Raw genomic sequence first — 13,058 nt, forward strand, 5'->3', positions numbered from 1 at the left:
AACTATCATCACCACTTTTGTCGAAGTGTAAGACCGACGAAGCGCCCGACCGCCGAATAGTTGGTCGTATCGAAAGGGGTGTCGAATGGCGACGCAGTGAGGATAGCTGTCGGCTTTCTATCGAAGAGATTGAGCGCTGCGATCGATACGTCAAATCCTTGGCCGATCTGGACGCGCGCGGTGAGATCGACGGTCGTGTAGGCTGAGATACGCGAGGTCACGGTCTGGCGATCGTCATCGAGGGCGCTCATGTGGTTCACGAAGGCGGAAAAGCTGTAGCGATCGCCGCCGTAGGTCAGCCCAGCACGCCCACGAAAATGCGGCGGGTGGAAGAGCGTCGCCGCGAGGCGAGTCCAGGGCGCTCCCGAAATAAGCTGCTGACGGCTCTTGAGAAAAGTGCCGGTCGCCGAGAGCGACAGCTCCCGGTCGCCGCCGATGGTAATCCGGTAGCGGATCGACAGGTCGAGGCCCGAAAAGCGCTGACGCGCGACATTGCGGGTGCGCGAGTCGATGAAGGCCACGACGTTTGCCGGATCGTATGGAAGCCCCGTGCTGTTTTCGAGTCCCAGCACTGATCCATTGATCGTCGCCGTGAGGCCGGCGGGGTCCGGATCGAGCGTCACTAGATCGGCATAGAGCGGATTATCGAGCACCCCGACAAGCGAGGCGGCGGGAGCCGCGACACGGTCGCTATAGTCGATCCCGAACCAAGCGGCTGTGAATTCGAGGCCCCGTGCCGGCGTCAACTGGGCGCTCAAGGTTAGATTTTCGGAACGCTCGGGGCCAAGACGACTGTCGGGCCCGGATGCAATAAGAACGGTCGCGCTAGCTGGGTAGCCGGTGCCATAACGCGCGGCTCGCGCGAGCGCCGAGTAATAGCCACCATATTGCTGATAGAGCGTCGGCATTTTGAACGAACGGCCCCACGAGGCACCCAGGCGCAAGATGGCGACCGGCTCCCAGATAATGCCAAGCTTCGGGGTCACGATGCTTGCGGAATCTGAATAATCCTCGAAGCGCAGTGCTCCGGTCAGCGACAAACGGTGCAGGCCGCCTATCGCTTGCGCAGGAGAGGCCAGCGGCACCAAAAGCTCGCCATAGGCAAAGAGGTTATCCCGGCGCCGGTCTATGTCATTGAAGGGCAAGGTTGCAAAGAAATCGTGGCGCCGAACACCTGCTCCGAATGCCACGCTGAGCGCACCGGCCGGAAGTTCGGCCAATGGGCCTTCCACGCCCGCTTCGAGCGCGAGGTTTCGATTGAAGACATCCTTGTCGTTATGGATCGCTAGCGCGCCGCCCAGATAGAGATCGGAATATCCACCGGTACGGTCAGTCCCGAAGAATCCACTCGCCTTGAGCCGCCAATCATCCCCGAGTTCGGCCGTAAGGCTCGACGCGATGCCGAATATTTCGGAGCTACTGACGTTCTCTAGGCCAATAGCCTCGGGCGCAAGCACCAGATCATAGCCGGTGACCGAATGAATACGGCTCTTCTTGTAGAGCAGGTCGACCGCAAGCGAAATGTCGGGGCCGATGGTTTGATGTCCGCTTATCAGTATCGAGTGTCGCCAGGTTTTAGGCACTAGCGTTGTCTCGGGGTTATTGGCGATCGCATAACTGCGGTCCCCTGCGAGGATCGCCGATGACCGGCTGTAATCATAAGCCGCCAACAAGTTGCCCGAGGACCAGGTTTTGCCGCCGAGGATCCCATATTGCTGCTGGACATTTCCACCTTCGGTCGATGCCCCGAGGCGCGCCATCGCTGCGACACCCTCAAAGTCTCGCTTGAGCAAAATATTGACGACACCCGCAACCGCGTCGGCGCCATAAATTGCCGATGCTCCATCCGGAATAATCTCGATCCGTTCGACCGCAGCGACGGGGATCGAACTCACGTCCATAACCGACGAGGCACCGGTATAAGCGAAGCGGTTGCCGTTGAGCAGCGTCAGGGTGGCGTTCGAACCGATGCCGCGCAAATTGAAGGTCGAGGCGCCATTGACGTTAGCGTTCTCATTGGGAGCGCCCTGACTGTTTCCGATGCCCGGATTTTGTCCGCCTCCGAAGCTCTGCGGCAGGCTGCGCGCGACCTCGCCGAGATCGGATTGACCCGCGTTCCGAATGTCCTCACTCGAAATTCTGATCACCGGCGCAGCGGGTGGCGCGCCTTCGATCCGAGTGCCCGTCACGACGATAGCGTCACTCGACTGCTGCTCAGAGGCCGTTGCTGCGATTGATCGCCCGCGGATGATAACGGCTCTGTCGTCAAATCGAGCGACGAGATTAGTCCCTCGCAGAAGCCGCTCGATAGCTTGCTTGACCGTATAATTGCCGCGAAGTTGTGGGGACGAGACGCCCGCCAGGTCTTCCGCCGGAGCATAGAGCTCCCACCCGGCTTTGGCTGCGACCGATAAGAGTGCATCACCGAGATCCTGCGCCGGAAGGTCAAAGTTATAGCTCTCAGCTTCCTGTGCATAGGCGCTTGTCGGCACAGCGCAGGCCGCGATTCCAGTCAGCAATGCCAAAGCGGGCCGTGAATTCCTCATAGCCATTGTCCCCATCCGTGATCCGCCCGCGCGTGTTGAGCGCGGGTCGCTGGGATGCCTGACGAAGGGATTTCGCAACCCGCAGTGGGTCGCCGAAAAAATTATCGCTTTCGAAGATGAATGCCGTCGTCGCGGTACGAGATACGGAGCTTAAGAGACTCAGCGATCCGCTCTACGAAGACATCGGTCTTGTTGATCTGGAAGCGCCCCGAGGCGATCAACGCGGCCGTGGCGTTATCGTCAAGGATGATGGGCTTCCCGGAATAGCGATTGGCTTGGGCCACCAACTGGTCGAGGCGGATCGATCGATGCTGGACCCAGCCGCTCGGCCAATCTTGGCGCGCGTTTGCGCCGACAACTGGTGGCACCGACACAGCACGACCGTCGGTTACGCTGTAGCCAAGCACTTCACTCTGATCCGCTGGCCGCGCTGGCGCCGCTTGCGGTCCCGGGGCTATGGGACCGACCTTGGCCTCGCCGCTGATGACGCGGACGGTAATGTTCTGATCGTCGCCATAGGCAACATCGAGCACGCCTTGAGAGGCTGTGACTTCGCCGGCGCCGGCCCGCACCCGGAATGGTCGAGCGTCTGACGCGACTTCAAAGCGCGCTCGCCCTTGCGAGAGATGCAAACTGCGCTCGGTCGCGGTCATCGACACCTCGACCCGGCTGTCGGTATCGAGAGTGGCATTTGTGCCGTCGGAGAGTCGGAAACTGCGGATCTCGCCGCGCTGGGTCACGAGCGGCTCGGCGGCTAGCGCCGACATGGACTGCCCGGGGAGGGGAGCGCCGCCCGCGCCGAACGCTATCATCAGGACTGCCACCGCAGCGGCGGCGGCTGTTCCCCACATCAGCCAATGTCTAGAGCGAGCGGGACGCGGTGCGTCAGCTTCGCGTTTCAGCCCGAACTCATCGGAATCCTTCAGGTGCTCACCGACGGCATAAATCTTTTCGATCCATTCGAACTCACGGCGGTGCTCCGGCGATGCGTCGAACCATTCGTCAAACTCGGCACGGGTTTCGGGGCTCTTGTCCCGATCCAATCGTACAACCCATTCGCGGGCTTGCTGATTGATGGACACATGTTCGTCTTCGCCCCGTTTATTGTCGTTCATCGATAGATTTCCATAGCGTCCGAGAGATGACCAAGCGCCCGCACCATATGATATTCTACAGTCGAGATGCTGATTCCCAACTGTTCATGAATCTCGCGATAGCTCAGTCCATCGACGCGGCGCATCAGAAAAACGCGGCGGGTCTTCTCGGGCATGGTTCTAATGGCCTGCTCATATTCTTTCAGCGCGTCAGTCACGTGCAACCCATGTTCCTGTTCGGGAGCGCTCATGGCATCCCATTCTTCTTGAAGGGGGAGCAGCACGACATTGTCGCGCTTGCGCTTGCGTGCGCGATCGATAAGCAGATTTTTCGCGACGCGGCGCAGGAATCCTCCGGGGTTCACGAGGCTGTTCCGCTGGCGGCTTCCGGCCGCCCGCACGAACACATCCTGCATCAGATCGGCCGCGGCGTCGTCGCCGGCATGACGGCGTAGATAACCAAGCAGGTTGGGGCCGTGGACGCGGAACATCTCATCGAGGCTCATCGTGCCTTCCGGCGCTACTCCGGTCGAGCACGACGTATCGGGCACGGTCGCTGCGGTGATGTGACACGCAGGCGAACGGGAACGTGGGTGCTGCTCGCCAGTGAAGCGCTTGAAGGAATGGAAGGGCACGCGTCAGCCTGAATATGGCAAGCCAGATGCTCCGACGAGGCCGGGCAAATGGTATCCAGTGCTACGCCGCCGTTGACTGCCAGTCTGACAGACTTGCCCGGTTCGGCCACCTGTCCCTTGCGGACCGGTGTTCATAATGCCTGGCGGAAGATCCACGCGCCCGCTGCCAGTTGCGATGCGCGCCCAATATTCATGGCGAATCTCCGATGAATTGGCAAGTCAGAGCTGGCTCTCGGAAATCGACCTCGACGACAACGAAGATCAATTCGCCGGCTTGCCCAGATCTTCACGCAACTTGGTCAGCCTTTCGGTGCAAATCTCATGGACCAACTGCCCGAGCACTTCGATCCGCGCGGCGAGCCACTCGAGCTCCTCCACCGTGATACGATAGTGCTTCGAATAGCGCGCCTTCACATAGGCGTCCTTCAGCTTCTCGAACCGCGCCCGGTCAGCACGCGTCTCGCGCGGCCAAGCATCGACAAGGCGACGATCAATCCGCTCGGCCTGCTTGCGGAGGAAAATCAGATTATGGACATGCGGCGTGTAGAAAGTCTCGACCAGAAGTATGCAATGGTAAAGCATCTCAGCGGTCTGATGCAGGTCAAATGCAGCCGGCTTTAAGTGCCGCTTTTCGATATGAAACTTTGCACCTTCGTATTTTTGCATCGCGCCAGGAAACCAGTCTTCGAAATACTCCTCCGCCATCGCCAGCGCCGATTCCGGCGTCTTTGGCTTCGGTTCGTGGAGTTCATCGTCGACTGTCTGATAGAGCGCGATGCCGTCGCGCCGGACGTCCATGAAGAAATAGCGGCCATGCGCCAAGCCGTCATTCACCTCCTGGATTGTGTGCACGATGAAGTTCACCGGTGTCTTGATCGTCTGGGTGATTGCCAGTTCTCGCGTCAAGCGATCGTCGGCCTTCAACCAATAATCGACGCGATCCGTCAGCCTTTTATCGTTGACGATGATCAGCAGGTCGAAGTCCGACCGATAGCCCTTGGCCGTGTGCGGCTCGTCCACCCAGTCGCCGCGGGCATAGCTGCCATAGAGAATAATTTTCTCGATACGACCGCGTTTCTTCCATTGCTGCGTTGCCAGTGCCAGCGCATCCTCGAATTCTTCGAAGATAATCTGGACGACCCGCTCAAGGTCTCGACGCTTCTGGGGAGGGATGTGGTCAATGTTCGTCCGCATGAGAACAGCCTAGCAACACTGTGCCCACGATGCACCCATTCTTCGGGTCCATCTTTGACTAAAGCGGCGGGTCGGCGCGCGCCCATTGGTTTTCTTGCCGACGACCCTCGCAGCGAGCCCTGGTCGCCGCGGACGACCAAGGTGCTGCCCATTGAAGCTTTCATCCGCAGTCATAATCATCTCTCTGCTGCCCGATTCCTATCGCGAAACGGTGCTGCTGAGCAAACGCGCAAAGGTGCCCGCTTCATGTCTGCGTCGTTCGTGATAGCGTCCCAGGAGGTCCCGAAAGATGCGGCGGTCGTGTCTCTCGCTGGCCATCGTCTCAAGCTCGGAAAGTTCGTCCGCCGCGTCGGCGAATACCTCGAGTTCGAGCATACGCGTCCGATGCAATCGGTCGTTGAGTGCGCCCACCGCGGCGACGATTTCTCCATTTGCCGAGTAACTCGCCAGCCGAAGGAAGAGGCGGCTCGAGCGGTCCGCGATATCACCCATATTCTGGTTGCCGTCGCGTGGAAGCCCAGCCTTGCCGACGGCCGCGAGCAGCAGCAGGCGATTGAGTCCAAAGAGATCGCGTAGCTCGGCCTCGCTATACAGCGGAACGCGAAATCCTTCCCCCGCGATGAAATCCACCATGCGTTCCCCGGCAAGCCGATTGAGGGCATCGCGTACTGGTGTGATGCTGACGCCGATCTCGTCCGCGAGCCGCGCTGCTTCGATCCGAACGCCAGCAGACCAGGCGCCGGTCATCAGCCGATGCTTGGTCGCGGAATAGGTCGGCTCATGCACATGGGCGGGACTCATTGCTCAGCCCGCCGACGCCCGGAAATAATCGGCAAGCATCGCCTCCTGATCGGGGCGCAACGCATCGATCGCACCGATATGGTCGGGAACATTGTCGTCCAGCAATATCGATGGGCATTGCCCTTCATAATTGCCGAGGTTGGGGCGGTGCTGCGCATATCCCGCGAGCGCGGCGAGTTCGGGTGAGAATTTGCGGGCGATATTCGGCGGATAGGAAAGCCACAGATTCTCATAGGGCTTGAGCCATCCGAGACTGTAGCCGATGACCACCCCGCGGCGTACCGATTGGGTCAAATTGGGCCCGGCGCCGTGCGCGGTCGAGCCAAGGAAGCAAATTGCTGAACCCGGATCGCAGATCGCGGCAATCGGGTCGCCGACATCCTCCTTCTCCATCCCGTCGCGGCCGTGGCTATAGGGATAGATTTGGGTCGCGCCGTTATCAGCCGTGAATGGAGTAAGCGGCCAGATGACGTTGATCAGATATTCATGCTCGCCCTTGGCGCCATTCCACATGTCATGATCGCGATGGGGAAACTGCCGCGTCTCACCGGGATGGATTTCGATCGCTTGCGCCACATTGAGCTGAATCCGGTCGCACGCGCTGCCGAGTATGGCTTGAACGGCGCCGAGGGTCGTCGGCTCCAGGGCGAGCGTTTCAGCATGGGCAGATCGCTTCAAGAGCCCGCCGAACCGCTTGGTGCGGTAGCCGTAGAAGCGCCCCTGGCCGAAAGGCGTCGCCGCGAAGACGGGATCGAGGTCGGCATTGAATGCATCGATCGTCGCGGTCGGCAAAACGTCCGGGACGATGCAATAGCCGCATTCGACCAGCCGGGCGGTCAGTTCTTCGGAAGACATATATGTCATTCCACCAACTCCTGCTGGCCGAACAGTGCGAATGTCAGCGGTTCGAAGACGCCGCCGCGCTTCAGGCCATCGATCGTGCGCTCGTCGATCTGAATATGGAGGGCAGCGAGCGTTCTCCCGTCCTGGCGTAAGGGCCTTCCGAGCGGCCGGCACAGCCATCCGAATTGAAGAATTTGTTGGAGCCAGCCGATTTCGGCGACCCCAGTGTAATCCGTGATGCCGGTCGCCAAGGCATGCTCGGCAAGCGCGGTTACGAGTTGGTTTCGCGCCATGCGCCTCTCGCCGGCTGTCTGATTCCGGTCGAGGCAAAAGCGAGTGATCTCCCTGACATTCGGCCCTGCGGGGACGGGCCCGTCGCAGAGAAAGGGATACAGGTCGCCGAGCAGATGCGAGCTGTCGGTTGGCAGCAGCCGCGCGGATGCGCGGTGGCGACCCCATTCGTCGGCCAGAATCAGATAATGGGCCGCCGGAGTATCGAACTGGTCGATCTCGAACCGGCCGTCCAGAACGGGTAAGTCCCATTTTAGCAGGTCGACGAACACCTCTTTGCGGGCCGCGAACATGGCGCGCAGCACATCGTTCTCGGACACCTCTGGCGTCCGCGTGGTAGGGGTAGGCATATTGGCTCCTGGGCTGTCTGTTCCCGGAGTCTCATCATGATTTTGCCGATCTGCCTATAGCATGAAAGGGGGATGGCTTCCCACCGAGCCATCCTGATCCAGTGTCAGTCAGTGAACGGCGGGCCGCGCCCACCGGATGATGTCGCCGAAGCCGATCAATCCGTCGAACAGCGCGCAAAGGATGAGCGCCTGCCGACAATGCACCGCATATCGATCGCGCGCCGTTCTAAGATGCTGATTGACTGTCTCCTCGCTTATTCCAAGGATGGCGGCAATTTCGGCCTGGGACTTGCCGCGAGCAGACCAGAGGACGCATTCTCGCTGGCGCTTGCTCAGGACTGGACGCTCGCGCACGGGCGCGACCCCGACGATCCGCCGCGCGCTGGCCAATGCAAAGGCGCCGACAATTTCGGCGACATGAAGCATTTCGCGAGGGATCTCCCGGTTCGGACGAACGGCGAAAGAGCACGATCCACTGGCCTCGCCCGGCAAATGCCGGGGGACCGTGAAGCCGTCGCCGACGCCGTTTTCGCGTCCCACCGCCAGCATATGCCGATCGCCTTCGGTCATGGGGACGAGATCAGGCAGATGCTGCCACTCGAAGCCGACTAGCGATCGTTCTCCTGCCCGGCGCACCGGATCGGCGCCCCCGAGGTCGAAGTCGACATAGACATTCGCCCAAGCGTCCGGATAGTCATGGATCAGCAAATTGGCTTCGGCTTCGTCGCCGGCTCGCCGATCATAGACCAAGGCAAAATGATCGAAACACATTCGACGCGCTGCGGTCATCAGCGCTGCATGAAGTTCATCTTCGTCATCTACGGAACAAATTTCTGAAACCAGATCTTCCATCAAATGCAATCGCATGATCATTGATCGACCGAGGGCGCGTTCCCAACCCGCCATCCCGCAGGTCGCTCCTAATGTCATCGAATTCGGTTCCTTTCCTTCATCGACGATCGCTGAACATGAATGCTCGATACCGAGCGGTTGAAATAGATGCTGAATAGCTCGGTGGCTTCTCTCCTTTGCTGCGCCCCGACGAAGGCGTGGGTCGTTCCGCCAGCGGTGATAAGTCTCGGCATAGACATTGATGCGAATGTGGTGTGCCTTGGTCGGGGCGAGCCTCGTCATGTCTCGCCGCCTTCGGAGAAATAGGCATGCAGTCGGTGCGCGACCGAGGGCGCGAGCCGTACAAATTGTCGCCTGCCGTCGCTGGGATCTTCGGCGCGATAAATGAGTTCGGCGTCGCACAGCTTTTGCAGGACCCGCATCGCGCTGCTCAGAGGACGCTCGACCGCCCCGCATAGCGATCCGGTCGATATCGGTTTGTCCTCGCACTCATGGATGAAGAGCTCAACCAGCATATCCCATGCTGGTTCGCCGAGAATTTCTGGCGAGCCGAATAACTGCTGCCTTAACAGGCGCCGTCGGACAGCGCGTCGGGCGTTAGCAAGCGCTTGATCCGTTCGCGCTTGCTCCGAGCTCGATCGATCGGAAGCGCTGTCTCTCAAGTGCTGGCCTGCCGATTTGGCGGTTGTATTCGGTCGCGGGCGCGACTTCATTATTCGCCGGCACTCGGAGTTCGTGACAACGATGTGTTCGACGATTTCTATGTCGAGCGATCGGGAAATCTGTACCAGCGCGCGTGTTGCAATCAGGTCCTCCTCGCTGGGCGTCGCATCCCCACTGGGGTGATTGTGAACGAGGATGAGGCTCGCGGCGTTATGTTCCATCGCCCGGCGAAAGATTGGCCGAGGATAAATTACGAGCTGGTGCACCGTTCCGCGTTGCACTTGCTCATCGGCAATCAGCCGGCCAATGCCATCCAGAAAGAGGATACGGAGGGTTTCATCCTGGAGCGAGCCCATCGTGGCAATCAGATGCCGCAACAGCTTCTGGTCGCCTGGATCGATTATTCGCTTTCCCAGTTCCCCGCGCGACCCTTCGAGCATTAAGGCGCGCGCGCCTAACAGGAGTCCAGGCACCGCGCTGCTTTTCCCGCAAATCCGGGCCAGACTTTCCTTCGACTGCGAACAGATTCGATTGAGGGTGTGAAACTCTGCGAGGAGCGCGCTTGCTAATTGCTGGCTTTGCTCAGGGGCGACGATCGCGATGAATTTCGCCAGGACGGATCGCTGCCGTTCTGCTGTAAGCGTTGCTGATGACGCCATGTTGCAAAGATCAGAAGGGGAGGCACCAGCCATGACCAGGCGACCTGCATGATCATGTAGGCAGCCGGGTGCATCGACAAATCGGACGCCCGGCTGAGGTGTGCCATCAATGGGAGCAGGTGAAGCGCAGCGGCTATCATCGGCCAGAATCGGTGTGCGATCAGCGCTAGGACCAATGTCGAGGTAGCGCCGAATCCATCGATAACAAGATGACCGAAATCGAGTGAAGCATAGCCAAGCGGAACGAATCGATGGAGTATCGGATCGGATGCGACCATCACGATCGCAACCCCCGCCATCACCCGTTCGGGACCTCCACCGCGCCGTGCGGCGTAACCGAGAGCCACCAAAAGAAGCAGGAAGAATGCCGCGACGCGCATTGCGATCCATATTCATAGTAATGGCCCCCAGTCAAACCGTGTCAGGCAACGGCGTGGAGCGGCACGACCGCCGATTCCTGGAGCGGGCAGTCTTCGTGGATGTCGTAGCCCGCGGTTTCTCGACCGATGGTCACCAGATCACCGTGAACGCGGAATACCTCGCCGCTGATATCGACCAGCGACATTTGCGCCTTGGCGAGACGCTGGATCATCGCATGGCCTTTCGCAGCCGGTACTCCGGCAGTGTCCCGGCGGGCCGCCACGACACTGGTGGTGAGCGACAGAAGGGCGATCATCGCGTCATCGATGCGAGCCTCTGCCGCCGGCACGTCCTGCTGCAGGCGGGTTACGATGGGTTCGACTTCGGTATGCATGGCTTCTCCTTGCCGGAAGCCGCGGCGGCTCCGACTTTGTGGTTGCGACAATGTGGGATCAGACGGAAATCAGCTGCGTAAGCACCAATGCAATCGCAAGCCCGACGAGTGCTATGATCGCCGCAGAGACCGCTATGGTCACGGTGATCAGTAACCTGCTCTTCGTGGCATGATCATGCCTCCATAGATCCTTGAACGGTGATGGGCGCCTCGGCGGCTCAACCACTGACGTCATGTGCTCGCTCAGTGCGATGGCCTTGAATGCACTTCCGTTCGTGTCGATGCTTGGCACGCTGTTCTGGGGTTGGGGAAGGTCTACCGGATCATATATCACCCGATCATATATCGGCTTTAGCCGGGAATAGATGATCGCCGTTTCATCGCGGTCGGAAGCGCTGAGAATATTGCGGGCCGCCCTGATGCGCTGATCGACGGTCACCTTCGCAATGCCGAGTTCGCGGGCGATTTGTTTTGACGTTTTGCGCTCGACGAGCAGATCGAGGCAAGCACGCTGCTTCTCGGTCAGCCGAGACCAGCGTTCGGCATCATCCGATTCTCGCGATCCCAATTCGTCCATAGCGCCGCTGCCACTGTGACCCCTGGTGGCCAGATTTTCCTTCGGAGTTAGAGATATTTCACGCGGAAGGCCCGGAGGTCGAGTCGATATTACAGTTTTTTGCAGTCAGTGGCGCCGGGTGCTTTGCGGAGTTTCTCGAAATTGAGCGCCGCGAGGTAGGTGATCAGTGAAAATCATGGCTGCGTATGCGCAGGATTTCATCTTGTTCGGCGGTTGTCCCGAACGGCGGTGAGGGCAATGTGCGCCCGCGCGGCGCCCATGCCGGATCACGAGGATCCCGGCGTTATACCTTGAAAGGGTCGATGATGGCGGACGGCTGGGCACATGACGGTGCTGTGCAGGAACAGATCGAGGATACAGTTGCCGATGCGGTCAAGATCGCGCGTTCACGCATCGCGTCGGGCGAAGGGACGCGCTTCTGCGAGGACTGCGGCATGGAAATTCCCGCCGCGCGCCGCAAGGCGATGCCATCGAGCCGGACCTGCGTTTCCTGTCAGGACAAACGCGATGCGTCGATCCGGCCAGCGGGCTCCAATCGCCGCGGCAGCAAGGACAGCCAGTTGCGCTGAAGCGGCTTTTGCGCGCGGCGATCTGTTTTGCCGGCTTGCTCATTCATGGTTAGGATCGACCAAAAGAAAATCGGAGTCGCAATCATGGGTGCCAAGGCCGACAACGACCTTTGGGGCCAAGCGCTCGCCATCGAATCTCAATATGGCGATCGCGGACCCGAGGTTATCACGACAATGATCGACGATTTGCGCCGCTCGGGTGATCACTCGGGCGCCGCGTTCTGGACGAAGGTAGCCGTTTGCCTGACGGATCTCCATGAAATCCGCTACGTCGGCAGCATAGCATCGCCGGCGGCAGACGGTCGGCGGATTGCCGCCCGTGCCGCCGCGCAGGGACAGTCCGGGCCGACGAGACAGCACCCCGATGCGGCTGCCTCGCGTCCGAATCCGGCGCCGGAAACTAGAACGGATAATTGATCCCATAGTAGCCGTAGACCTCGCGGCCATAGTCGCGATCAAAGGTCGGCTCGCTATCGGCGCCATAACGCGGCGCCTGTTCGAGAACCTTCTTGTCGAGATCAACGACATAGCCGCCCTGTTCGGTGTCGTAAGTCAGGACGTCCCAGGGCAGCGGATAATAATCGCTGCCAAGACCGAATAGACCGCCGAACTGGAGGGCCGCATATTCGACGCGACCTTCGCGCTTCGTGACCATGAAATTGTAGATCGATCCGAGCTTCTCGCGGTCGCGGTTGTAGACGGCGGTGCCTTCCACCTTGTTCGAGGCGATCAGGCGGCTGGTTTCGTCCGTGGCGATGTCCGTGTCAGCCATGACATGTTTCCTTTCTGCGTCTCCCCTCTCTCCTCACGCTACGCTTTGCATCCCGCAATCTTTCCCTGCTTCAATCGAGCATCCGGCAATATTCGCTGAGACGTCGGACTCGTGTGACGAGCCGAACGCCAGCTCAGTCCGCGCACCACCCGCGCATGGCGCGATCGTATTTAGCGCGCCGCACTGACCTTGCCTTTCGGCCGCTCTTTTTCATGAGCCTGATCGGCTTCAAGCATGCGCCAGCTGCGGTCGCGTTCGGCCCGGCGGTTCGCAATCGCCCCGCGCTGCTGCTCGCGCGGGGTTTCCTGGGACGCCGAGTCGACGACGCGAGCGCTAGCGAACTCGGCCTGGTCACGGGCTGCAATGGATTCAAGGCGGCGCTTCGCCGCGCTCTGAGAGGTTGGCCAATGATATCGAGCCGTCTCGGCTGAAGGGGCGCCGGTTCTGGTGCCGATGAG

General features: G+C 60.1%; 16 protein-coding genes. 3 read left to right on the top strand and 13 right to left on the bottom strand.

The features are described 5' to 3' along the window. Positions 1-8: 8 nt before the first annotated feature. From AC3WS4_RS24190 to AC3WS4_RS24245, 12 genes are all read right to left on the bottom strand, one after another. On the bottom strand, positions 9-2,525 hold the full coding sequence (locus AC3WS4_RS24190) for a TonB-dependent receptor domain-containing protein (protein WP_294048536.1): 2,517 nt from the start codon (positions 2,523-2,525) through the stop codon (positions 9-11). A 122-nt stretch (positions 2,526-2,647) separates the two neighbouring features. After that, positions 2,648-3,661, bottom strand: coding sequence for a FecR family protein (locus AC3WS4_RS24195; RefSeq protein ID WP_052208299.1), 1,014 nt, complete (start codon positions 3,659-3,661; stop codon positions 2,648-2,650). Beyond that, positions 3,658-4,275: an RNA polymerase sigma factor gene (locus AC3WS4_RS24200; protein WP_454890259.1), complete on the bottom strand. Its 618-nt coding sequence runs from the start codon at positions 4,273-4,275 to the stop codon at positions 3,658-3,660. The genes AC3WS4_RS24195 and AC3WS4_RS24200 overlap by 4 nt, the downstream gene beginning before the upstream one ends. 261 nt (positions 4,276-4,536) lie before the next feature. Beyond that, positions 4,537-5,469 (bottom strand): HEPN domain-containing protein, encoded by a 933-nt coding sequence (locus tag AC3WS4_RS24205; RefSeq protein WP_039575551.1) that lies wholly within the window; start codon positions 5,467-5,469, stop codon positions 4,537-4,539. Positions 5,470-5,667: 198 nt separating this feature from the next. Then, entirely contained in the window at positions 5,668-6,270 is a 603-nt protein-coding gene (locus tag AC3WS4_RS24210; protein ID WP_039575548.1) for a GntR family transcriptional regulator, read from the bottom strand. A gap of 3 nt (positions 6,271-6,273) precedes the next feature. Beyond that, on the bottom strand, positions 6,274-7,134 hold the full coding sequence (locus AC3WS4_RS24215) for a phytanoyl-CoA dioxygenase family protein (RefSeq protein WP_039575544.1): 861 nt from the start codon (positions 7,132-7,134) through the stop codon (positions 6,274-6,276). After that, complete coding sequence (locus AC3WS4_RS24220; protein ID WP_052208297.1) at positions 7,131-7,754, bottom strand: acyl-homoserine-lactone synthase; 624 nt, start codon at positions 7,752-7,754, stop codon at positions 7,131-7,133. Before AC3WS4_RS24220 ends, AC3WS4_RS24215 begins: the two co-directional genes overlap by 4 nt. Positions 7,755-7,862: 108 nt before the next feature. Then, positions 7,863-8,888 carry a LuxR family transcriptional regulator gene (locus AC3WS4_RS24225; protein ID WP_228383648.1) on the bottom strand — a complete coding sequence of 342 codons (1,026 nt, stop codon included), beginning with the start codon at positions 8,886-8,888 and terminating at the stop codon, positions 7,863-7,865. Further along, positions 8,885-9,928 (bottom strand): JAB domain-containing protein, encoded by a 1,044-nt coding sequence (locus tag AC3WS4_RS24230; protein WP_158514392.1) that lies wholly within the window; start codon positions 9,926-9,928, stop codon positions 8,885-8,887. The genes AC3WS4_RS24225 and AC3WS4_RS24230 overlap by 4 nt, the downstream gene beginning before the upstream one ends. Beyond that, positions 9,835-10,308 carry a hypothetical protein gene (locus tag AC3WS4_RS24235; protein WP_039575541.1) on the bottom strand — a complete coding sequence of 158 codons (474 nt, stop codon included), beginning with the start codon at positions 10,306-10,308 and terminating at the stop codon, positions 9,835-9,837. Before AC3WS4_RS24235 ends, AC3WS4_RS24230 begins: the two co-directional genes overlap by 94 nt. A gap of 41 nt (positions 10,309-10,349) precedes the next feature. After that, positions 10,350-10,682 carry a hypothetical protein gene (locus AC3WS4_RS24240; protein WP_039575537.1) on the bottom strand — a complete coding sequence of 111 codons (333 nt, stop codon included), beginning with the start codon at positions 10,680-10,682 and terminating at the stop codon, positions 10,350-10,352. Between the two features lie 58 nt (positions 10,683-10,740). Further along, positions 10,741-11,259: a sigma factor-like helix-turn-helix DNA-binding protein gene (locus tag AC3WS4_RS24245; protein WP_039575534.1), complete on the bottom strand. Its 519-nt coding sequence runs from the start codon at positions 11,257-11,259 to the stop codon at positions 10,741-10,743. Between the two features lie 305 nt (positions 11,260-11,564). On the opposite strand from AC3WS4_RS24245, the gene AC3WS4_RS24250 reads away from it, so the two are divergent. Both AC3WS4_RS24250 and AC3WS4_RS24255 read left to right on the top strand, forming a co-directional pair. Next, complete coding sequence (locus AC3WS4_RS24250; protein ID WP_039581049.1) at positions 11,565-11,828, top strand: DksA/TraR family C4-type zinc finger protein; 264 nt, start codon at positions 11,565-11,567, stop codon at positions 11,826-11,828. 84 nt (positions 11,829-11,912) lie between these two features. Next, positions 11,913-12,245, top strand: coding sequence for a DUF6961 family protein (locus AC3WS4_RS24255; protein WP_054724989.1), 333 nt, complete (start codon positions 11,913-11,915; stop codon positions 12,243-12,245). Here the strand turns inward: AC3WS4_RS24255 and AC3WS4_RS24260 are convergent. Next, the gene (locus AC3WS4_RS24260; protein WP_052208294.1) at positions 12,229-12,600 is read right to left on the bottom strand and encodes a PRC-barrel domain-containing protein; all 372 of its coding nucleotides are present in this window, start codon (positions 12,598-12,600) and stop codon (positions 12,229-12,231) included. The two genes, AC3WS4_RS24255 and AC3WS4_RS24260, sit on opposite strands and share 17 nt — an antisense overlap. A gap of 212 nt (positions 12,601-12,812) precedes the next feature. On the opposite strand from AC3WS4_RS24260, the gene AC3WS4_RS24265 reads away from it, so the two are divergent. Beyond that, a complete protein-coding gene (locus tag AC3WS4_RS24265) occupies positions 12,813-13,031 on the top strand; it encodes a hypothetical protein (protein WP_039575531.1) in 219 nt (72 codons plus the stop codon). Positions 13,032-13,058: the final 27 nt, after the last annotated feature.

It is taken from the genome of Sphingopyxis sp. EU05-FHT14B03 (assembly GCF_058790875.1).